At 70.1% G+C, this 21,288-nt stretch carries 20 protein-coding genes; 17 read left to right on the top strand and 3 right to left on the bottom strand.

The genetic code is table 11. The features are described 5' to 3' along the window. The first annotated feature begins 415 nt into the window (after positions 1–415). Genes ACX80U_RS02595 through ACX80U_RS02575 form a run of 5 tightly spaced genes read left to right on the top strand, consistent with a single transcriptional unit; the run spans position 416 to position 6,157 of the window. Complete coding sequence (locus tag ACX80U_RS02595) at positions 416–1,708, top strand: ABC transporter substrate-binding protein (protein WP_133081149.1); 1,293 nt, start codon at positions 416–418, stop codon at positions 1,706–1,708. A gap of 3 nt (positions 1,709–1,711) precedes the next feature. Further along, positions 1,712–2,701, top strand: a complete 990-nt coding sequence (locus ACX80U_RS02590; protein WP_459267300.1) for a carbohydrate ABC transporter permease — start codon at positions 1,712–1,714, stop codon at positions 2,699–2,701. Next, positions 2,698–3,612: a carbohydrate ABC transporter permease gene (locus ACX80U_RS02585; RefSeq protein ID WP_133081147.1), complete on the top strand. Its 915-nt coding sequence runs from the start codon at positions 2,698–2,700 to the stop codon at positions 3,610–3,612. Before ACX80U_RS02590 ends, ACX80U_RS02585 begins: the two co-directional genes overlap by 4 nt. Beyond that, positions 3,609–5,078, top strand: a complete 1,470-nt coding sequence (locus ACX80U_RS02580) for a GH1 family beta-glucosidase (RefSeq protein ID WP_459267299.1) — start codon at positions 3,609–3,611, stop codon at positions 5,076–5,078. Before ACX80U_RS02585 ends, ACX80U_RS02580 begins: the two co-directional genes overlap by 4 nt. Beyond that, entirely contained in the window at positions 5,078–6,157 is a 1,080-nt protein-coding gene (locus ACX80U_RS02575; protein ID WP_133081145.1) for a LacI family DNA-binding transcriptional regulator, read from the top strand. The genes ACX80U_RS02580 and ACX80U_RS02575 overlap by 1 nt, the downstream gene beginning before the upstream one ends. Here the strand turns inward: ACX80U_RS02575 and ACX80U_RS02570 are convergent. Further along, positions 6,088–8,292: a S9 family peptidase gene (locus ACX80U_RS02570; RefSeq protein WP_459267298.1), complete on the bottom strand. Its 2,205-nt coding sequence runs from the start codon at positions 8,290–8,292 to the stop codon at positions 6,088–6,090. The genes ACX80U_RS02575 and ACX80U_RS02570 overlap by 70 nt on opposite strands. A gap of 208 nt (positions 8,293–8,500) precedes the next feature. On the opposite strand from ACX80U_RS02570, the gene ACX80U_RS02565 reads away from it, so the two are divergent. The 4 genes from ACX80U_RS02565 to paaZ are packed head-to-tail and all read left to right on the top strand — an operon-like array spanning position 8,501 to position 13,489. Then, on the top strand, positions 8,501–9,709 hold the full coding sequence (locus ACX80U_RS02565) for an acetyl-CoA C-acyltransferase (protein WP_459267297.1): 1,209 nt from the start codon (positions 8,501–8,503) through the stop codon (positions 9,707–9,709). After that, positions 9,709–10,449, top strand: a complete 741-nt coding sequence (locus ACX80U_RS02560) for an enoyl-CoA hydratase/isomerase family protein (protein WP_459267296.1) — start codon at positions 9,709–9,711, stop codon at positions 10,447–10,449. The genes ACX80U_RS02565 and ACX80U_RS02560 overlap by 1 nt, the downstream gene beginning before the upstream one ends. Then, the gene (locus ACX80U_RS02555; protein WP_459267295.1) at positions 10,446–11,387 is read left to right on the top strand and encodes a 3-hydroxyacyl-CoA dehydrogenase family protein; all 942 of its coding nucleotides are present in this window, start codon (positions 10,446–10,448) and stop codon (positions 11,385–11,387) included. The genes ACX80U_RS02560 and ACX80U_RS02555 overlap by 4 nt, the downstream gene beginning before the upstream one ends. Positions 11,388–11,401: 14 nt before the next feature. Beyond that, the gene (gene paaZ, locus ACX80U_RS02550) at positions 11,402–13,489 is read left to right on the top strand and encodes a phenylacetic acid degradation bifunctional protein PaaZ (protein ID WP_133081140.1); all 2,088 of its coding nucleotides are present in this window, start codon (positions 11,402–11,404) and stop codon (positions 13,487–13,489) included. A 99-nt stretch (positions 13,490–13,588) separates the two neighbouring features. Here the strand turns inward: paaZ and ACX80U_RS02545 are convergent, their stop codons facing one another. After that, complete coding sequence (locus tag ACX80U_RS02545) at positions 13,589–14,398, bottom strand: type IV toxin-antitoxin system AbiEi family antitoxin domain-containing protein (RefSeq protein WP_459267294.1); 810 nt, start codon at positions 14,396–14,398, stop codon at positions 13,589–13,591. A gap of 289 nt (positions 14,399–14,687) precedes the next feature. Beyond that, positions 14,688–15,299: a TetR/AcrR family transcriptional regulator gene (locus tag ACX80U_RS02540; RefSeq protein WP_133081138.1), complete on the bottom strand. Its 612-nt coding sequence runs from the start codon at positions 15,297–15,299 to the stop codon at positions 14,688–14,690. A gap of 134 nt (positions 15,300–15,433) precedes the next feature. On the opposite strand from ACX80U_RS02540, the gene ACX80U_RS02535 reads away from it, so the two are divergent. The 8 genes from ACX80U_RS02535 to ACX80U_RS02500 all read left to right on the top strand — a co-directional run bounded on the left by ACX80U_RS02535 (position 15,434) and on the right by ACX80U_RS02500 (position 21,128). Beyond that, positions 15,434–15,889, top strand: coding sequence for a helicase associated domain-containing protein (locus ACX80U_RS02535; RefSeq protein WP_459267293.1), 456 nt, complete (start codon positions 15,434–15,436; stop codon positions 15,887–15,889). A 139-nt stretch (positions 15,890–16,028) separates the two neighbouring features. After that, positions 16,029–16,433 (top strand): DUF7793 family protein, encoded by a 405-nt coding sequence (locus ACX80U_RS02530; RefSeq protein ID WP_133081136.1) that lies wholly within the window; start codon positions 16,029–16,031, stop codon positions 16,431–16,433. A gap of 94 nt (positions 16,434–16,527) precedes the next feature. After that, the gene (gene paaA / locus ACX80U_RS02525) at positions 16,528–17,493 is read left to right on the top strand and encodes a 1,2-phenylacetyl-CoA epoxidase subunit PaaA (protein ID WP_459267349.1); all 966 of its coding nucleotides are present in this window, start codon (positions 16,528–16,530) and stop codon (positions 17,491–17,493) included. Beyond that, positions 17,494–17,841: a 1,2-phenylacetyl-CoA epoxidase subunit PaaB gene (gene paaB / locus ACX80U_RS02520; protein ID WP_133081134.1), complete on the top strand. Its 348-nt coding sequence runs from the start codon at positions 17,494–17,496 to the stop codon at positions 17,839–17,841. Continuing rightward, positions 17,838–18,662 carry a 1,2-phenylacetyl-CoA epoxidase subunit PaaC gene (gene paaC, locus ACX80U_RS02515; RefSeq protein ID WP_133081133.1) on the top strand — a complete coding sequence of 275 codons (825 nt, stop codon included), beginning with the start codon at positions 17,838–17,840 and terminating at the stop codon, positions 18,660–18,662. Before paaB ends, paaC begins: the two co-directional genes overlap by 4 nt. Continuing rightward, on the top strand, positions 18,656–19,165 hold the full coding sequence (gene paaD / locus ACX80U_RS02510) for a 1,2-phenylacetyl-CoA epoxidase subunit PaaD (RefSeq protein WP_279628580.1): 510 nt from the start codon (positions 18,656–18,658) through the stop codon (positions 19,163–19,165). The genes paaC and paaD overlap by 7 nt, the downstream gene beginning before the upstream one ends. Continuing rightward, positions 19,165–20,295: a 1,2-phenylacetyl-CoA epoxidase subunit PaaE gene (gene paaE / locus ACX80U_RS02505; protein ID WP_459267292.1), complete on the top strand. Its 1,131-nt coding sequence runs from the start codon at positions 19,165–19,167 to the stop codon at positions 20,293–20,295. The genes paaD and paaE overlap by 1 nt, the downstream gene beginning before the upstream one ends. A 53-nt stretch (positions 20,296–20,348) precedes the next feature. Next, a complete protein-coding gene (locus tag ACX80U_RS02500) occupies positions 20,349–21,128 on the top strand; it encodes an enoyl-CoA hydratase/isomerase family protein (protein WP_459267348.1) in 780 nt (259 codons plus the stop codon). The last annotated feature ends 160 nt before the right edge of the window (positions 21,129–21,288 follow it).

Raw genomic sequence — 21,288 nt, 5'->3', positions numbered from 1 at the left:
TGAGCGCAACTCTAGCGGCGGCACGTCCGCCGGTACCGCCGCCACATAACAATAGGGTCACGTCCGATACCGTGATCGGCGTCTGACCTGCGGCGATAGTCCAGCTTTTTCCCATCTCGCGCTGGTGGAAGCGCTCCCACTTGACAGTGCCGTACGTCACAGTCAGGATGAGTGGCACGTCGTGAGAGCGCTCCCACCGGAACTGATCTGCCGGAGGACGGCGATCCCGCCGACATCATCATCCCGCGTCGGCGGCGGGCTCCGGGTGCTCCCGCAACCCGCCGCCGCCAACCCACCGGAGGCCGCCGACAGGATCGGCCCCGGCCCGAACCCGTCCGGACACTGCGTCCGCCAGGGATGCTCACCCGAGTCCGCTGCAACCGGCGGCGGAATCAAGCTGACAAAGGAGTCAACCGTGCACAGCAGAGCACGCATCACCGCACTTTCCGCTACGGCGGCATGCCTCGCCCTGGCCCTCACCGCCTGTGGATCCGGCGGTTCGGACAACGCCGGAGTCGAGGGCGAGACCGGTACGGACGACGTCACCCTCTCCGTCGGGACGTTCAACGAATTCGGCTACGAGGAGCTCTTCGAGGAGTATGAGCAGCTCAACCCGAACGTCACGATCAATCACAAGAAGGCCGCCACCTCCAACGAGGCCCGCGACAATCTCACCACCCGTCTGGCCGCAGGGTCCGGGCTGTCCGACATCGAAGGCATCGAGGTCGACTGGCTGCCCGAGCTGCTCGAGTTCCCCGACCAGTTCGCCGACCTCACCGACCCGGCCGTCGAGGGCCGCTGGCTCGACTGGAAGACGGAAGCCGCCACCACGGAGGACGGACAGCTCATCGGGTACGGCACCGACGCCGGCCCCCAGGGCGTGTGCTACCGGGCCGACCTGTTCGAGAAGGCCGGGCTGCCCAGCGACCGCGAGTCCGTCGCCGCGTTGCTCGACGGCTCCTGGCAGGACTACTTCGACGCCGGTAAGGAATTCGTGGCCGCCAGCGACGGCGTGGCGTGGTTCGATTCCGCCGGCGCCACCTACCAGGGCATGATCAACCAGGTCCAGAACGCCTACGAGGACAACGACGGCACGGTGATCGCCACCGAGAACCCCGAGGTCAAGGACATCTACGAGCAGGTCCTCCAGGCGTCCGTCACGGACGGGCTCTCCGCGCACCTCACGCAGTGGGAGGACGACTGGGTGGCGAGCTTCCAGTCCGACGCGTTCGCCACGAAGCTCTGCCCGGGCTGGATGCTCGGAGTCATCGAGGGCAACGCCGAGGGCGTCGAGGGCTGGGACATCGCCGATGTCTTCCCCGGCGGCGGCGGCAACTGGGGCGGCTCCTACCTGACCGTCCCCACCCAGGGCGAGAACCAGGCCGAGGCGAAGAAGCTCGCCGAGTGGCTGACCGCCCCGGAGCAGCAGATCAAGGCCTTCGAGTCGAAGGGCACGTTCCCCAGCCAGGTCGAGGCGCTCGAGAGCGAGGAGCTGCAGGGACAGGTCGATCCGTTCTTCAACGACGCACCCACCGGCCAGATTCTCGCCAATCGGGCCACCGCCGTCGAGGTCACGCCGTTCAAGGGCCCCAAGTACTTCGCCATCAACGATGCGATGCAGCAGGCCCTGACCCGTGTCGACGTCGACGAGACCGATGACCCCGCCTCCTCCTGGGAGAAGTTCACCACCGCTGTGGGCGCTCTGTAGCCGATGGCCGTCACGGACCGGGTCCAATCCCCACCTCCCAACACGAATCGGCGGACCTCACGCGAGACTCGCGTGAAGCGCCTGGCCTTCTCCCAGAAGGTGTCGAAGTGGGACGTCAAGCTGTCTCCGTATCTCTACATCTCACCGTTCTTCCTGCTCTTCGCCATCACGGGCCTGTTCCCCCTGCTCTACACGGCATGGGTCTCGCTCCACAGCTGGAACCTCATCGGGGGCCAGGGCGATTTCACGGCACTGGAGAACTACGAGTTCGTGCTCGCGCAGCCGTTCTTCTGGAACGCGGTAGGCAATACGTTCAGCATCTTCCTCCTCTCGTCCGTCCCGCAGGTCGTCCTCGCCATCGCCATCGCCGCGGTGCTCGACGCCAACCTGCGAGCCAGGACGTTCTGGCGGATGGGCGTCCTCGTCCCCTTCGTGGCGGCCCCCGTGGCCGTAGGGTTGATCTTCAACAACCTCTTCGCTGACCAGGCAGGCCTGTTCAACGAGCTGTTGACGGGGATAGGGCTGGACCCGGTCCGCTGGCACTCCGATTCACTCGCCAGCCACGCGGCGATCGCGACCATGGTGAACTTCCGGTGGACCGGGTACAACGCGCTGATCTTCCTCGCCGCCATGCAGGCCATCCCCCGGGACGTCTACGAGGCGGCGACCATCGACGGCGCCGGACGCCTCCGGCAGTTCTTCTCCGTCACCGTGCCGATGCTGCGCCCCACCATCATCTTCGTGGTCATCACCGCCACCATCGGCGGACTGCAGATCTTCGACGAGGCCCGGGTCTTCGACCAGGCGGGTCTCGGCGGGGCGGACCGGCAATGGCAGACGCTGACCATGTACATCTGGGAGCTCGGCTGGGGCCAGCGCAACTTCGGCAGGGCCTCGGCGGTCGCCTGGCTCCTGTTCCTGATCATCGTCGTGATCGCGATGGCCAACTTCCTCATCACCCGCCGCATCGCGAACCAGGGAGGCCGACGATGAGCTCCATCCCCATGATCGAGCAGACCGCAGGGAAGGGCGCGGCCCGCGCCGCCCAGCGGGGCCTCGGCGCGCGACGCCGGGGTGCACCCGGCGGGACCATGCGCCGTCCCGGGTTCCTCACCTACGGGTTCCTCGGCGCGGTCATCCTCGGCTCGGTGTTCCCGCTCTGGTGGTCCTTCCTGGTCGGCAGCCATGACAGCTCCGTCATCAGCAAGGGCGTGCCGATGATCCCGGGCGGCAACTTCCTGGCCAACGCGGCATCGGTCCTGGACAGCATCCCGTTCTGGAAGGCGCTCAGCAACAGCATCATCGTCTCCACCGTCACGGCGGCATCCGTGGTGCTGTTCTCCACCCTCGCCGGCTTCGCCTTCGCCAAGCTCCGCTTCCGGGGCAGCAAGGGCCTGCTGGTGTTCGTGATCGCCACGATGGCGGTGCCCACCCAGCTCGGCGTGGTGCCGCTGTTCATCGTGATGGCGAAGCTCGGCTGGACCGGCTCGCTCTGGGCCGTCATCGTGCCCGGCATCGTGACGGCGTTCGGCGTCTTCTGGATGACCCAGTACCTGCGGGATGCCCTGCCGGACGAGCTCATCGAGGCCGTCCGGATCGACGGTGCCTCCATGATCCAGGCCTTTTGGTACGTTGGTCTCCCCGCGGCCCGACCGGCTGCGGCGATGCTCGCGCTGTTCACGTTCGTCGCCACCTGGACGAACTTCTTCTGGCCGTTCATCGTGCTGGATCCGTCCAACCCCACCCTCCCGGTGGCGCTGCAGCTGCTCCAGGCCGCGCACTTCGTCGATTACTCGATCGTGCTCGCCGGAGCGGTGCTCTCCACCATCCCGCTCCTGCTCCTCTTCGCCGTGGCGGGACGTCAACTCGTTTCAGGAATCATGCAAGGAGCAGTCAAAGGATGAGCAGCACCGACATCACCTTCCCCGAGGGTTTCCTCTGGGGAGCGGCGACAGCCGCCTACCAGATCGAGGGCGCCGCCCGGGAAGGCGGCAGGGGACCCTCCATCTGGGACACCTTCACCCGTGTCCCCGGAGCCGTGGCGGATGCACACAACGGCGACGTGGCCTGCGACCACTACCACCGGTCGGCCGACGACGTCGCACTGATGAAGAGCCTCAACCTGCAGGCCTACCGCTTCTCGACCTCGTGGTCGCGCTGCATGCCGGACGGGGTGACCCCGAACATCGAGGGCATCCGCTTCTACTCCACCCTCGTGGACCAGCTCATCGAAGCCGGCATCAAGCCATGGCTCACCCTGTACCACTGGGACCTGCCGCAGGCACTCGAGGACGAGGGCGGCTGGACGAACCGGGAGACGGCCTACCGGTTCGCGGAGTACGCGGCGGTCATGCACGAGGCGCTCGGTGACCGCGTCCGCATCTGGACCACCCTCAACGAGCCCTGGTGCGCGGCGTTCCTCGGCTACGCAGCCGGCGTGCACGCACCCGGACGGCAGGAGCCCACGGCAGCCCTCGCCGCTGCCCATCACCTGCTCCTCGGGCACGGACTCGCGACGCAGGAGCTCCGCCGACGCGACGCGGACGCGACGCTCGGCATCACGCTCAACTTCACGGTTGCCGATCCGCTCGATCCTTCCAGCGAGGCGGACCGCGACGCCGCGCGCCGGATCGACGGGCAGTTCAACCGCATCTTCGTCGATCCCGTGCTGCGCGGCGAGTACCCGGAGGACCTCCTCCGGGACGTCGAGCACCTCGGCCTGACGGATGCGATTTGGGACGGCGACCTCGCGATCATCGCAACGCCGATCGACGTCCTGGGCGTGAACTACTACCACGGCGAGGCCGTGACGAAGACGCCGTCGGACGAGGCCGCGCCCCAGGAGGGCCATGCCCCCCTCGAACGCCCGGTCTCCTCGCCCTACGTCGCCGCGCACGGCGTGCGCTCCGTCCCGCGCGGCCTGCCGGTCACTGCGATGGACTGGGAGGTTCAGCCCGAGGGCCTCCGCCGCCTGCTCAACCGGCTGCAGGACGAGTACACCGGGCCCGCGGGCATCCCCCTCTACATCACCGAGAACGGCGCGGCGTACGACGACACCGCGGACGGGTCCGGCTTCGTGGACGACCAGGATCGCCTCGCGTTCTTCGATGTCCACGTCCGCGCCATGAAGGACGCGATCGACGACGGCGTCGACCTGCGCGGCTACCTCGCCTGGTCGCTCATGGACAACTTCGAGTGGGCCTGGGGGTACCACCAGCGGTTCGGTCTGGTGCGCGTGGACTACGAGACCCAGGAACGGACGCCGAAGGCGAGTGCCCTCTGGTACGCGCGGCTCGCGGCCTCGAACCAGCTGCCGGAGCGCCCGTCGTCGCCGGACGCCGAGAAGGCCGGTGCCGTATTGTCGAGGTGATGAACACGTCGCCGCCCCGGTCGCTGCGCCCGACCACGGCCCGCCCGAGCCCAACGCTCGAGGACCTCGCCGTGGCGGCCGGGGTGTCGCGGTCCACGGCGTCCCGGGCCATCAACGGCGGCGATCGGGTCAGCCCCGAGGCGCAGGCGGCCGTGGACCGGGCCGTCGTCGCCCTCGGGTACATCCCGAACCGTGCTGCGCGCAGCCTGGTGACCCGCCGGACCTCCTCGATCGCCCTGGTGATCCCCGAGCCGGACGTCCGCGTCATGATGGATCCCTTCTTCGCCGTCGTCATCACCGGCATCACGGAGGCCCTCCGGGAGACCGACGTCCAACTGGTGCTGCTGATGTCGCGGACCGAGGACGACTCGTCCCGCACCCTGCGCTACCTGCGGGGCGGGCACGTCGACGGCGCCATCGTGGTCTCGCACCACAAGGCCGATTCCTGGGCCAGATCCCTGGCCGAGACGGGCCTTCCCACCATCTTCATCGGACGGCCGTGGGACATGGCGTTCGACGTCACCTATGTGGATACCGACAACGTCGGGGGCGGGCGCCTGGCCGCCCAGCATCTCGCGGGCATCGGGCGACGGCGCCTCGCCACGGTCGCCGGCCCCGCGGACATGACCGCCGCCGTCGACCGCCTCCGCGGCTGGCGAGCCGGTCTCGCCGACGCAGGGCTTCCCGACGGTCCCGTGGTCCACGCGGACTTCACCACGGACGGCGGCGCGGCCGCGGCTCGCCGGCTGCTCGCCGAGCACCCCGAGATCGACGGGATCTTCGCGGCCTCGGACCTCATGGCGCTCGGCGTGCTCGACGTCGTCCAGGCGGCGGGCAGGACGGTCCCGGGGGACATCGCGCTGGTCGGCTATGACAACCATGCCGTGGCAGAGACCGCGCCGACACCCCTGACCACCATCACCCAGCCCATGGTCCGGATGGCCGTGAAGGCCGGCACCATGCTGCTCGAGGAGATCGAGGCCCCGGGCTCGCACCCGGAGCCCGTCATCTACACCACGGAGCTGGTGGAGCGCGCCAGCACCGCGGTGGCGCCCACCGCCTCCGCGGCGAACGCGTAGTCCCAGGCCACGTCGCGCCAGCGGGAGTAGCGTCCGCTCGCTCCACCGTGGCCGCCGTCCATCTCCGTCTTGAGGACGATCGGCTCGCTGCCGGTCGTCGTCTCGCGGAGCTGCGCCACCCACTTGGCGGGCTCGACGTAGAGCACCCGGGTGTCGTTGAAGCTCGTGACCGCCGCGATGCGCGGATAGGCCACGGGGCGGACGTTCTCGTAGGGCGTGTACTCCTTCATGTAGCGGTACACCTCCGCATCGGTGATGGGGTTCCCCCACTCCTCCCACTCGAGCGCCGAGAGGGGCAGCTCGGGATCGAGGATCGTGGTCAGGGCGTCGACGAACGGCACCTGCGCGACGATGGCCCGGTACTTCTCGGGTGCGAGGTTCGCGACGGCGCCCATGAGCAGCCCGCCCGCCGATCCGCCCATGGCCGCGATGCGGCCGGCGTCCACCCAGCCCGAGTCGGCGAGGTACGTGGTGGCGTCCACGAAATCGGTGAAGGTGTTCTTCTTCGCGAGCTTCTTGCCCTGGTCGTACCAGCTGCGACCCATCTCGCCGCCGCCGCGGATGTGCGCGGTGACGTAGATGATGCCCCGATCCAGCAGCGACAGCCTGGCGATCGAGAACGCAGGGTCCATGCTCGCCTCGTAGCTGCCGTAGGCGTAGATGACGGCGGGGTTCGTGCCGTCCGGGGACAGTTCCGCACGGCGGACGACCGAGAGCGGGATCAGGGTGCCGTCCGCGGCCGGCGCCCACTGGCGCTCCGCGACGTAGGAGGCGGGGTCGTAGCCGCCGCGCACCTCCGTCTCCTTGCGGAGTGCCAGCGTGCCGTCCTCGAGGACGTAGTCGTACACGCGCGGCGGCGTGAGGTAGGAGGCGTAGGACAGCCGGATGATCGGGGAGTCGAACTCGGCGTTGGCGAGGTTGCTCGTGAACAGCTCCTCGTCGAAGTCCGGTTCCGTCGGCTGCCCCTGGTCCGGCGTCCCCAGGCCGGCGAGGGGGAGGACCTGCACCCGTTCGATCGTGTCCTTCCGCACCGACAGCACCACGTGCGTGCGGGTGACCGTGAGGCCGTTGACGCGCACGGCGTCGTCGTGGGCGAGCACCGTCGTCCACTCCTGGTCGGCGAGCGGCCTGGCGAATTCGGACGCCGCCACGAGGCTCACCATGGAGTTCTTCGCGTCGCGGTCGTGGGTCAGCAGGTAGTGCGGCACGCCCGCGATGGTGACCGGCTCGGCGTCGTACAGGATGCGCTCGTCGCGGGGGACCAGCGTGGTGAGTCCGGCCCCGGGATCCGCGAGGTCCAGGACACGGTACTCGCTGTACTCGGAACACCCGATGCTGATGAGGAGCTGCGTGCGGTCGGCCGACACCTCGAAGCCGGTCCACATCGCGACGTCGTCCTCCTGGTAGACGACGGCGTCCTCCTCGACCGGCGTGCCCAGGGTGTGCACCCGCACCTGGTAGGGGCGCCAGGAGTCGTCGACGACGGTGTAGTAGACGCGCGTCCCGTCGGGGGCGAAGGACAGTCCGTAGAAGACGTCCGGCACCTCGTCGGGGAGGAGCTCGCCCGTTCCGAGGTCCTTGATGCGCAGCGTGAAGCGCTCGTCACCCGCGTTGTCCTCGCTGTACGCGAGCAGCGTGCCGTCCTCCGTGACGGACAGGCCGCCGAGGGAGAAGAAGGGCTTGCCCTCGGCGAGTTCGTTGCCGTCGAGGAGGATCTGTTCGCCCTCGACGGGCCGGCCGGGAACCACCTCGGGCGGCGTCCAGTCGCGGCCGAGATCCCCGGTGTCCTCCGCGGCCACGCGGCACTGGATGCCGTACTGCTTCCCCTCCTCGGTGCGCGAGTAGTACCACCACCCCTTCTTGCGGGCGGGGACGGAGAGGTCGGTCTCCTGCGTGCGTTCCTTGATCTCGCCGAAGATGGCCTCGCGGAGCGGTTCCTGGTGGCGCGTGACGGCCTCCGCGTACCGGTTTTCGCGCTGGAGGTAGTCGATCAGCTCGGGGCTCTCCTTGTCGCGCATCCACTCGTAGGAGTCGACGAAGGTGTCGCCATGGTGCGTGCGCACATGGGGCACCTTGCTGGCCGGGGGCGGGACGGGGACGACGAGTGCGGTGGCATCAGCGGTCATGGTTCCCATCTTGCCACCGGCGCCACTGCCGCCAGGGCCCCACCGACCCCCGGGGGAGCCCTCCACCGTCCCTCCGCAGCCCCTTCGGGTGCCGCGCCGGCGCGTCCGGGAGCGGCCGGTTGACCCGGCCGGACGGGCGTGCAATTCTGGAGCAGGCTTTTACAGAACGAACGTTCGGTAATTCGCCGGCAGGACCACGACGACGAGGGAGACGACCATGGCCGAGGCTTTCCTGGTGGGCGGTGTCCGCACTCCCGTCGGCCGGTACGGCGGAGCCCTCTCCGGCGTCCGCCCGGACGACCTTGCGGCCCTCGTCCTCTCCGCCGTCGTGCAGCGCGCCGGAGTCGACCCCGCCACCGTGGACGAGGTGATCCTCGGCAACGCCAACGGCGCCGGGGAGGAGAACCGCAACGTGGCACGCCTGGCCTCGCTGCTCGCCGGCTACCCCGACAGCGTTCCCGGTATCACCGTCAACAGGCTCTGCGCCTCCGGCCTCTCGGCCATCATCATGGCATCCCACATGGTCCGGGCCGGGGCGGCGGACGTCGTCGTCGCCGGAGGCGTCGAATCCATGAGCCGCGCCCCGTGGGTGATGGAGAAGCCGGACAAGGCCTTCGCCCGGCCCGGCGCCGTCTTCGACACCTCGATCGGCTGGCGCTTCACGAACCCGTTGCTCGCCGCACGGGACAAGGCCACCTATTCGATGCCCGAGACGGCGGAGGAACTCGCGGCCCTGGACCGCATCACGCGCGACGACGCCGATGCGTTCGCCCTGCGCTCCCACCAGCGCGCCCTCGCCGCCATGCAGGCGGGACGATTCGACGACGAGATCGTGCCCGTCCAGGTCAACCGCGGCAGGACCTCGTTCTCCATGGACACCGACGAGGGGCCGCGCGAGGACACCACCCTGGAAGTCCTCGCGAAGCTGCGACCCGTCGTCCGGCCGGACGGCATCGTCACGGCCGGGAACTCGAGTTCGCTCAACGACGGCGCCTCCGCCGTCGTCGTCGCCTCCGAAGCGGCCGTGGAGCGCTACGGCCTGACGCCGCGTGCGCGCATCCTCGAGGGCGCGTCCGCGGGCGTCCCGCCGGAGATCATGGGGATCGGGCCGGTCCCGGCCACGCACAGGGTGCTCGAGCGCACGGGCCTGTCCGTCGCCGACCTCGGCGCCGTCGAACTCAACGAGGCGTTCGCCACGCAGTCGCTCGCATGCATCCGCCGCCTCGGCCTCGACGAGGAGATCGTCAACCGCGACGGCGGCGCGATCGCCCTCGGCCACCCGCTCGGCTCGTCGGGCGCCCGGATCGCGGTCACGCTGCTCGGCCGGCTCGAGCGCGAACTGTCCGGCCCCGCGCGGCGCCTCGGCCTCGCGACGATGTGCGTCGGCGTGGGGCAGGGCACGGCCCTGCTCGTGGAGGCCGTCTGATGCCCGCCGCTCTCCGGGTCACCGAGGGGGAGGCGCGGCTCGTCGTCGAACTGCACCGGCCCGAGGTCCGCAATGCGATCGACCGGCAGATGGTCGACGAACTCCACACCGTCTGCAGTGACCTCGAGCGCGCCCCGCGCACGCTCATCCTCCTGGGGTCCGACGGCGTCTTCGCGTCGGGCGCCGACATCGCCGAGCTGCGGGAGCGGCGGCGCGACGACGCCCTCGCAGGGATCAACTCGACGCTCTTCGCGCGGATCGCCGCCCTCCCCATGCCCGTCATCGCCGCCCTCGACGGCTATGCCCTCGGCGGCGGAGCGGAACTCGCCTTCGCCGCCGACTTCCGGCTCGGCACGCCCCGCCTGAGGATCGGCAATCCGGAGACGGGCCTCGGCATCCTCCCGGCTGCCGGCGCGACCTGGCGCCTCAGGGAGCTCGTGGGGGAGCCCCTCGCACTGGAGATCCTCCTGGCCGGTCGCATCCTGACCGCCGAGGAGGCGCTCGACGCGCGGCTCGTCACCGCGATCCACGCCCCGGAGGACCTCCTGCCGGCCGCACACGACCTCGCGGACCGGATCGGCCGGCAGGACCCGCTGGCCGTGCGGATCACCAAGAGCGTGTTCCATGCCCCACGGGAGGCCCATCCCCTGATCGATCAGCTGGCGCAGGCCGTCCTGTTCGAATCCGAGGCGAAGTTCGACCGCATGCAGCGGTTCCTGGACCGGAAGAAGGGCTCATGAGCGGATTCCCCACCCGTGTCGGCGTACTCGGTGGCGGGCGGATGGGCGCGGGCATCGCGCACGCCTTCTGCCTCGCCGGGTCCGACGTCGTCGTCGTCGAGCGCGACGAGGAGGCCGCGTCGGCCGGGCTCGGGCGCGTGACGCAGGCCCTCGCGCGCAGCGTGGAGCGCGGGACGACGACGGAGGACCTCGACCGGCTGTCCGCACGGATCTCCGTCTCCACCGACTACGCCGCCTTCGCGCCCTGCTCGCTCGTCGTCGAGGCGGTCCCGGAGGACCTCGGCCTGAAGCGGCAGGCGTTGCGGGCGGTCGAGGACGTGCTCGACGGCGCCGCCTGGCTCGCGACGAACACCTCGTCCCTGTCCGTGGACGCGCTCGCGGCCGTGCTGCAGCGGCCCGAGCGGTTCTGCGGACTCCACTTCTTCAACCCGGTCCCGGCGTCGACCCTGATCGAGGTGGTCCTCGGAGCGGGGACGTCAGCGGCGCTCGAAGCGGCCGCGCGGTCCTGGGTGGACGCGCTCGGCAAGACGCCCGTCGTCGTGCGTGACACCCCGGGGTTCGCGAGCTCGCGGCTCGGTGTCGCCCTCGCCCTCGAGGCCATGCGGATGCTCGAGGAGGGCGTGGCGACGGCGGAGGACATCGATGCGGCGATGGTCCTCGGCTACAGGCACCCCGTGGGTCCGCTCCGCACCACCGACATCGTGGGACTGGACGTGCGCCTCGGCATCGCGGAGTACCTCGAATCCACGCTCGGTCCACGCTTCGCCCCACCCGCGATCCTGCGCGAGAAGGTGGCGCAGGGTCGGCTCGGACGCAAGAGCGGCCAGGGCTTCTTCGACTGGGACGACGCCCCGCCGCCGCCCGTCCCCCCGACCCGGCAGGACCTGACCCCACAGGAACAGGCCGGCACGCGCCCGGCGTTCCAGCAGCACGAGTGAAAGGCGAGCGGACCATGACAACCGCCCCGGAACGAGTACAGATCGACGTCGTCCCCAGCTTCCTCGAGGACGCCTGGTGGACCCCCGACCGCTCGGCAGCGGAGGGCGACGGCACGGTGGTCCGTGATGCCAGCACGGGCGAGGAACTCGCCGTCGTCAGCACGGCCGGCATCGACACCGCGGCCGCCGTCCGGTTCGCGCGGACCACGGGGCAGGCGGCCCTCGGCCGCCTCACCTTCCACGAGCGCGCACTGAAGCTCAAGGAGCTCGCGCAGCACCTCAATGCGCACCGCGAGCCGCTCTACGAGCTGTCCGCGAAGACCGGAGCCACGAAGGTCGACTCCATGGTGGACATCGACGGCGGCATCGGCGTCCTGTTCACCTTCGGGTCCAAGGGCCGCCGGGAGCTGCCCAACTCCCACGTCATCGTCGACGGCCCGCCCGAGGTGCTGTCCAAGGACGGCTCGTTCCTCGGAACGCACATCCACACGCGCATACCGGGCGTCGCCGTCCAGATCAACGCCTTCAACTTCCCGGTGTGGGGCATGCTCGAGAAGCTCGCTCCCGCGTTCCTCGCCGGTGTGCCGACCATCGTGAAGCCCGCCACGCCCACGGGCTTCCTCGCGGCGGCCGTCGTGAAGCTGATCATCGGCTCGGCGATCCTCCCCGAGGGCTCCCTGCAGCTCGTCTCCGGGCCCGCCCGCGACATCCTCGACCACCTCGACTATCGCGACCTCGTGTCCTTCACCGGTTCGGCGTCCACCGCGAACCACCTGAAGTCCCACCCCTCGGTGGCCCGCGGCGGCGTGCGGTTCACGTGCGAGACGGACTCGCTGAATGCGGCCATCCTCGGCCCCGACGCCGTTCCCGGAACCCCCGAGTTCGATGCCTTCGTGAAATCGCTGGTCACCGAGATGACCGTCAAGGCCGGCCAGAAATGTACCAGTATCCGTCGGTCCATCGTACCCGAGGCCCTCGTCGACGACGTCGTCCGCGCGGCGGGCGATCGCATCCGGTCGCGGGTCACGCTCGGCGACCCGCGCGCCGAAGGGGTCACCATGGGGGCGCTCGCCTCGCTCGAGCAGCTCGAGGGCGTGCACGGCTCGGTGCGGGAACTACTGGCCTCGGGTGGGGCCGTCGCGTTCGGATCGCTCGACGCGCCGGAGGTGCTGCGTGCCGACAACACCCGGGGCACGGTTCCGGGCGGCGCGTTCATGGAGCCCCTGCTCCTCACCTGGGAGGACGTGGAGGCAGGCGCCCTCCACTCCGTCGAGGCGTTCGGGCCGGTCGCGTCCGTCATCGGCTACGCCGATCTGTCCCATGCCGTGCACCTGGCGGCCCTCGGCTCGGGGTCCCTCGTAGCGACCGTGTGCACCAACGATCCGGCGGTGGCCCAGGAGCTGGTGATGGGGATCGCCGCGCACCACGGTCGCGTGCTGATCCTCAACCGCGAGGACGCCCGGACGTCCACCGGGCACGGCTCGCCCGTGCCGCATCTCGTGCACGGCGGCCCGGGACGGGCGGGCGGCGGCGAGGAACTCGGCGGCATGCGCTCGGTCCTGCACCATATGCAGCGCACGGCGGTGCAGGGATCCCCGAACATGCTCACCGCCATCACGGGGGAGTGGCACACGGGCGCGGACCGCCGGTTCGACGACGTCCACCCGTTCCGCAAGGACCTCGCGGCGCTGCGGATCGGCGACGCCGTGCGCTCTGAGCTCCGCGAGGTGACGCTGGCGGACATCACCGCGTTCGCCGAGACGACAGGTGACACGTTCTACGCCCACACGAACGAGGAAGCGGCGGCCGCCAATCCCTTCTTCCCCGGGATCGTGGCGCACGGCTACCTGCTGCTGTCCTGGGGTGCGGGCCTGTTCGTCGACCCCGCTCCGGGGCCCGTCCTCGCCAACTACGGGCTGGAGAACCTCCGGTTCATCACGCCCGTCGCCGCGGGCGACTCGATCCGTGTGACCCTGACCGCGAAGCGCATCACGCCGCGCGAGACGGACGAGTACGGCGAGGTGGCCTGGGACGCCGTCCTGCAGAACCAGGACGACGAGATCGTGGCGACCTACGACGTCCTGACCCTCGTGCAGAAGTAGCGGCGGGTGGGCCCGTACGGCCGGGCTGACGGCGGGTTCCTCCCACTGATCAGGGCGAGTCGGCGGGCATGGTCGGACATTCCCACCGAACGGCCCCCATCAGTGGGAGGAACGTGTCGCGAGGGTGGCCCGTACGAGCTGGAGGAACTGCCCGGGAGCATCGAAGAGCAGGCTCCGGGTCACGCGGAGGACAGGGACTCCCCGGGTGGTGAGGATGTTCCACCGGCGGCGGTCCTCCTTGAATTCCCGCCGGTCGCTGTGGTGCTGCCGTCCATCGGCCTCGATGCCGAGAATGCCGTCGACGAAGAGATCGAGGCGGCCCACCCCCGGGATGTGCACCTGCGACGAGACCTGGAAGCCGGCCCTGAGGAGGTGGTACCGGGCGACCGTCTCCAGGATCGACTCGGCGTGCGGGTCCACCGATCCCACGATCCGGCGAACGGAGCCGGATCTGCGCCCGAGGGCCTGCCCCCGCAGGTCCTCGAGCGACACCGAGCCGCGGACCACGGCGGACTCGACGATGCACAGGGCATCGAGTTCGGGGAGGCAGCGCATCACCTGCAGGCACACCGTGAGGTCGGAGACGGGACGGGCAGCACGATGGACCCGCACCCGGTCACTGTCGATCCCATGCCCGGAGTCGGCCGTGACATGCAGCAGGCGGGGTGGACGAAGCACCCATAGCCCCCGGAGCTGCGCGGCGCTGATGCATCCCAGCTCGCTGCCCAGGGACAGCGCCGTCCGCGCTCCGGCATCGTGGTCCGGCAGGGCGTAGACGCCACGGGCGACCCGGAGCACGACGCCGTTCCGCACCGCCCTGGTGAGGAGGGCGGGGGAGGCGCCTGCTGCCAGGAGATCGCGTGCTCGCGCGACTCCGCCTGATCGGGCCAGCAGCGCGACGACGTCCATGGCAGCAGCATGATGCCTCGGCCGGGTGCGGCTCTCGTGGTGCGGGTCTATGTGGACGACACGTGTGCCCACTGATCGGGGTGGATCGGTGGGCATGTTCGGGAACGCCCACCGAACGGAGCCCGTCGGTGGGAGGAACGTGCAGGCAGCAGCGTGTAGTAGGAAGGAGCAGGCAGCAGCGCTGTGAACAGGCAGCAGCGTGTAGCAGGAAGCAGGAAGCAGGAAGCAGGAAGCAGGAAGCAGGAAGCAGGAAGCAGGAAGGAGCAGGCAGCAGCCAGGGCGCAGCAGGTCAGCGCCGGTGCAGCCCGTCGAACACCATGACGATGACGTCGTCGGCCAGTTTGTCCGCCGAGAGGGGACCGCCCGGCCTGTACCATTCGACGATCGAGTTGATGGTCCCGAAGATGAGGCGCGTGGTGGTCCGTGGGTCGATGTCGCCCCGGATGGATCCCTCGTGGCGGGCGGCGTCGACCAGGCCCGCCACCGTGCGGTCGAAGGTCCGGCGCCGGTCGAGGGCATCCCGCTCCACATCCGTGTTGCCGCGCAGCCGCAGCAGGAGGGTCACGAAGGGCAGCCGCTCGGTGAGGACGGCGATGGTCCCGCGCAGGACGAACTCCAGGCGCTCGTCCGCCGGGCCCGCACTCGCCCGCGCATCCTCGAGGACCGACTCGAGACCGCCCAGGGCATGGTCCAGGGCCAGCCGCAGGAGGTCGCCCTTCGACGGCACGTGGTGGTAGATGGCGGACTTGCTGATGCCGAGTTCCTCGGCCAGCATTCCCATCGACGTCGCCTCGTACCCGTGGCGGTTGAATGCGGCGACGGCGACCGCCAGGACCGACTGCTGGTCGTAGCCCGGCCGCCCGCGACGGGTAGGGATCGGAGTGGGCCCGGCGACAGTCATACCGCCATTTTTACACGACCGTTCGGTCGGTCCCGCGCCCCCGGACCTGCCGCAGCGCACCAAGAATCACTAGTTTGTCTAATAATGCGTATGCTTACTACAACATCCTGACCCGCCTCCGAGAGGGCGCCTCCGTGCCGACCACATCCTGGGAACTCCGACTGCGAGCGCTCGCAACCTTCCTGGCCCTCGAGGGCCGGAAACCCGCTGTCCGTGCCGCGGTCCCCGGCGAGCATCGGCTCGCGCTCTGGCTCGACGAGCAGCGCAGATCGGCGCATGCGGGTCGGCTTTCCGCTGACCGCACGGAGCAGCTGCGTGCCGCCGGGCTCCTGGCGTCCCCGACGCAGGGCGGGCCGACCAAGGGCGGCGTGGCCTGGCTGAAGATCGCGAGCATCGCTGAATTCCTCGAGGAGGAGGGGCGCCTGCCGTCCCTGGCGGCGCCGAAGTCGGCGGGCGAGAAGCGCCTGGCGGCATGGCTGCACGCGCAGTCGACCGGGGGCACCAGGGATGCGGACGTCGCCGTCGCACTCCGCGCGATCCTCGACGCCGCCGGTGCCGACCGGGCCCCGTCCCTCGCACACGTCGGCTGAATCCCGGGTCCCGCCTCGGCGCCGCCCTTACGCAGAGAGCGGGCCGGTGGTATTTTCGGCTCATCGGCGGCGCGTTCGCGACAGGCTACCCCGACGTCGAGGGGAGCTCCGGGCGGTCTGCGTCGCCCGAGGGAGAACCATGGAGAGCCTGATGGCGGCAGGCGGCAAAGCCACGGTGGCGTTGGTCTCGGACGACCTGCAGCACCTGGAGTGGATCGAGCGAGCGTGCATCACACCCGAGGACGCGTACTCCGTCCTCGCCGCCAGCCGCCGCCTCTCCCGTGGACGCCCCTACGCGATCCTCGTCGACATGACGAACATCGTCGCCCTTCCCCCCGGTGCGCGCGCCGTCTTCAATGCCGAGTCCCTCGTCGTGGCGGCCGCCCTCCTGGGCGACGGGCCCATGGACGAGGTGCTGGCCGCGGGCGCGTGCAGGGCCATCCATCCCACCCGGTACTTCACCTCCGAAGCGAGTGCGCTCGCGTGGCTGCGCGCCTTCCTGGTGGAGGCCGATCTGCCGTTCGCGGACCCCCGGTTCCGTTGACTGCCCCTCGCCGACCTCCCTATACTGAACGAACGGTCGGTAAATAAGCCGGGCGGTCCAGATGAGCGAGGTAGGCACGATGACGGCTACAGCGATGAACGCAGGAACGCACACGGACCACGACGTCGAGGGCGAGAGGCTGTTCAACGACCTCATCGCGCAGGACTCACGCATCGAGCCGCGTGACTGGATGCCGGCCGACTACCGCAAGTCGCTCACCCGCCAGATCTCCCAGCACGCGCACTCCGAGATCATCGGCATGCAGCCGGAGGCGAACTGGATCACGCGCGCACCGTCGCTCAAGCGCAAGGCCGTGCTGATGGCGAAGGTCCAGGACGAGGCGGGTCACGGCCTCTACCTCTACTCGGCCGCCGAGACCCTGGGGACGCCCCGGGACCAGATGACCGAGGACCTGATCGCCGGCAAGGCCCGGTACTCGAGCATCTTCAACTACCCCGTCCTCACCTGGGCCGACATCGGCGCGATCGGGTGGCTCGTCGACGGAGCCGCCATCTGCAACCAGGTCCCGCTGTGCCGGGCGTCCTACGGCCCGTACGGCCGGGCGATGGTGCGCATCTGCAAGGAGGAGTCGTTCCACCAGCGGCAGGGGTTCGAGATCCTCCTCGAGCTCGCCAACGGGACCCCCGCCCAGCGGGCGATGGCGCAGGACGCCGTCGACCGCTGGTATACGCCCTCACTCATGATGTTCGGGCCCCCGGACGAGGATTCGCCCAACTCGCAGAAGTCGATGGAGTGGAACATCAAGCGCTTCTCCAACGACGAGCTACGCTCGCGCTTCGTGGGCATGATGGTCGAGCAGATCAAGGTCCTTGGGCTCGAGCTGCCGGACAAGGACGTGCGCTACGACGAGGAGACGGGGCGCTGGCACCACGGACCCCTCGACTGGAACGAGTTCAAGGAGGTCCTCGCCGGCCGTGGGCCCTGCAACGCGCAGCGCATGGAGCGGCGCCGCGAGGCCCACGAGGAAGGCGCCTGGGTCCGCGAGGCCGCAGCGGCTTACGCGCAGAAGCAGGCCCTGAAGCACGGGAAGGCGGCCTAGATGACCGGCGGATCGACGACGGGCGACGACGGCGCGAAGGCACCGGCGTCGGGCCCGCAGGAGACACGCGCCGCCTGGCCGCTGTGGGAGGTGTTCGTCCGTTCGTCCCGGGGCCTCTCGCATGTCCACGCGGGGTCGCTGCACGCCCCCGACGCCGAGATGGCCGTCCGCAACGCCCGTGACCTCTACACGCGGCGCAACGAGGGCGTCAGCCTGTGGGTGGTCCCGGCGTCGTCCATCATCACCAGCGATCCCGATGCGAAGGACCGTTTCTTCGAGTCACCGCAGGGCAAGGACTACCGCCACGCCACGTACTACACCAAGAGCGAGGGAGTGAAGCACCTGTGAGCGAGGCGAACGCCAGTGCCACGCGCATCACGCCGGGCAACGCACTGCGGCCCGAGGACATCGCGCTCCTGGACACCAGGCCCGGCGACGCCGTCGGGCAGTACGCGCTCGGGCTGGGCGACGACGCGCTGATCCTGGCCCAGCGGCTCGGCTGGTGGATCTCCCGGGCACCGGAGCTCGAGGAGGACGTGGCCCTCGCCAACATCGCACTGGACCAGATCGGCCACGCCCGGTCCTTCCTCACCTACGCCGGACGGGCGTGGGACAGGACCGAGGACGACCTCGCGTACTTCCGGCGGGAGCCCGAGTTCCGCTCCGTGCACCTGGTCGAGCAGCCCAACGGGGACTTCGCCCGCACGATCGCCCGGCAGCTCGTCGTCTCGCTCTACCAGTGGGAGCTCTACTCCCGCCTCGTGGACTCGACCGACGCGACGATCGCCGCGATCGCCGCGAAGGCCGTCAAGGAGGTCGACTACCACCGCGACCACAGCATCCAGTGGGTCCTGCGCCTCGCGCTCGGTACCGACGAGTCGCGCCGCCGGATGATCGCCGGCCTCAAGCTCACCTGGCCCTACGTGGACGAACTGTTCGCCGACCACCCCCTGATCGACGAGGTAGACGGCGCGGGGGTCCGCCCGAGCACCCTCCGCGCGCCCTTCGACGCGGCGATCCAGGCGGTCCTCGACGAGGCGGACCTCGAGCGCCCCGCCGTCCCCGGTGCCGTCGGTGGCGGCCGGTCGGGACGCCACAGCGAGCACCTCGGGTACATTCTCGCCGAGATGCAGGTGCTGGCCCGCGAGCATCCCGGTGCGTCGTGGTAGCGCTGACGGACCTGCGCCGGACCGCTGCCGATGCCGCCGTCTGGGACATCGCGGCCACCATCTGCGACCCGGAGATCCCCGTCCTCACCATCGAGGACCTGGGTGTGCTGAGGGACGCGCACGTCACGGAGACGGGGCAGGCCGTCGTCACCATCACGCCTACCTATTCGGGCTGCCCGGCGATGGATGCCATCCGCGACGACGTGACCACGGCGCTCCGCGCGTCCGGGTACGACGACGTCGCGGTCCGCCTGGTCCTCGCGCCCGCCTGGACCACGGACTGGATGAGCGACGGCGGCAAGGCCAAGCTCGCGGAGTACGGTATCGCGCCCCCCACGGGCACGGCGGCAGCCGGTCCCGTGCGGATCGGCCTGAGCGTCAAGTGCCCCCAGTGCTCCTCGTTGAACACGCGCGAGATGACGCGCTTCGGCTCCACGTCCTGCAAGGCCCTGTACGTCTGCAACGACTGCAGGGAACCCTTCGACTACTTCAAGGTGCACTGATGGCAGTTGTCCTCGCCCCCTCGACGAAGCGGCGCAGCGCCTTCTCCAGCCTGACCGTGCGGGAGGTCCGCCGCCTGACGGAGGACGCCGTCGAGGTCACGCTCGACGTCCCGGAAGAACTGCAGGACCGCTACGACTACCTGCCGGGCCAGTACGTGGCCCTTCGCGCGACGCTCGACGTCGACGGCGAACCGAAGGAGGTACGCCGCAGCTACTCGATCTGCGCCGACCCGCGCCCCGGGGAGCTCCGCGTCGCAGTGAAGCGCGATCTCGGCGGGATCTTCTCCACCTGGGTGAACGAGTCCCTGAAGGCGGGGGACACCGTGGAGGTCATGAGTCCGCTCGGACAGTTCACGCCGCGCACCACGCCGGGCCAGGCGGCCGTCTCGCTCGTAGCCGTCGCCGCGGGGTCGGGCATCACCCCGGTGCTCTCGATCGCCCGGTCCATGCTGGCCGCCGGTCCGCACGTCCGGTTCGATCTCATCTACGCGAACCGGGCCGCGATGGACGTCATGTTCCTCGAGGAACTGGCTGACCTGAAGGACCGCTACCCCTCGCGCTTCGCACTGCACCACGTCCTGTCCCGTGAACAGCGCATCTCGCCGCTGCTCACGGGCAGGATCGACGCGGAGAAGCTGGAGAGACTGCTCGGCTCCGTCCTTGCTGCGGAGCGCGTCGACGAGTGGTTCCTCTGCGGCCCCTTCGAACTCGTGCAGCTGTGCCGCGACTCGCTCGCGGAGCGCGGCGTGCCGGCGGACAGGGTGCGCTTCGAGCTGTTCACCACGGGCGAGCCCACCCGGCCCGAGGGGAGCATCGGACGCCCCGTGGCCCCGGCCGACGCCGGCCAGAACTACAGCATCTCCTTCAACCTCGACGGGCTGAAGGGGAGTGTCCAGAGCCCCACGCACGCGCGCGAGTCCATCCTCAACGCGGCGCTGCGCGTGCGGCCCGACGTGCCGTTCGCCTGTGCGGGCGGGGTCTGCGGGACCTGCCGCGCCAAGGTCGTCGAGGGGACGGTGGAGATGGAGGAGAACTACGCCCTCGAACCCGACGAGGTGGCGAACGGGTTCGTCCTCACCTGCCAGGCACACCCGACCAGCGATTCCGTCTCCGTCGACTACGACGCCTAGGAGGAACCATGCCTGCATCACCGACCACGACGCCGGCCGGGACCGGCGCCGGCATGATCCGGCTCGCCGTCGCGGACGGCGTCGCGGAGATCGTCCTCGACGCCCCCTACCGGCTCAACGCCGTCGACGAGTCGGCGCTCGCCGACCTCTCGGCCGCCTACGACGACGCCGCTGCCGGGGTCCACGACGGCACGGTCCGGGCCCTCGTCCTGCGGGGCGAGGGGCGCGCCTTCTGCGCAGGCCGGGATCTCGGCTCGATCGAACCCGGGGCCGACGACGCCCATCGCTTCCTCGACGCCGCCCTGACGCCGCTGCTGCGGAAGATGGCGGAGTTCCCCGCACCGACGTTCGCTGCCGCCCACGGTGCGTGCCTCGGCGTCGGGCTGGGTCTGCTGATCGCCACGGACGTCGTCTACCTCGCGGAGAACGCGAAGATCGGGTCCCCGTTCGCCAACCTCGGCCTCGCCCTCGACTCGGGCGGGCACTGGCTGTTCACGGAGCGGCTCGGTCCGCACCGCGCCCTCGACCTCATGTACACGGGGGATCTCCTGACCGGCGCCGAGGCCGTGGCCGGCGGGCTCTTCAGCCGTGCGGTACCGGCGGCCGACCTGCTCGAGCTGACCCGGACGAAGGCTGCCCGTGCCGCCCGCGGACCGCTGCAGGCCCTCGTCGCCTCCAAGCAGTTGGTCGGCCGGATCCGTGACGAGCGCCTCGGGCTGTGGCAGGCCATCAGCGGCGAGAACGATGTGCAGGGCGTCCTCGGCGCCTCCGACGACTACCGCGAGGGCCTGGAGGCATTCCGGGAGAAGCGGGCGCCGCGCTTCGGAGCCTGACGCCGGAAGGGCCGGGTGTCGCGTGCCATGGACGACGCTGTCCGTTCCACTTCGGCTGCCGTTCCGCCCGCACCCGGCTCGAGGACGACCGTCGGGCTGCCCGAGTCGGTGCGGTCCAGGTGCAGGCGGTGTCCGCCGACGTCGACCAGCCGACCGTGCG

The sequence above is a fragment of the Arthrobacter sp. TmT3-37 genome (assembly GCF_054510835.1).
This window is presented reverse-complemented; position numbering and strand designations above follow the sequence as displayed.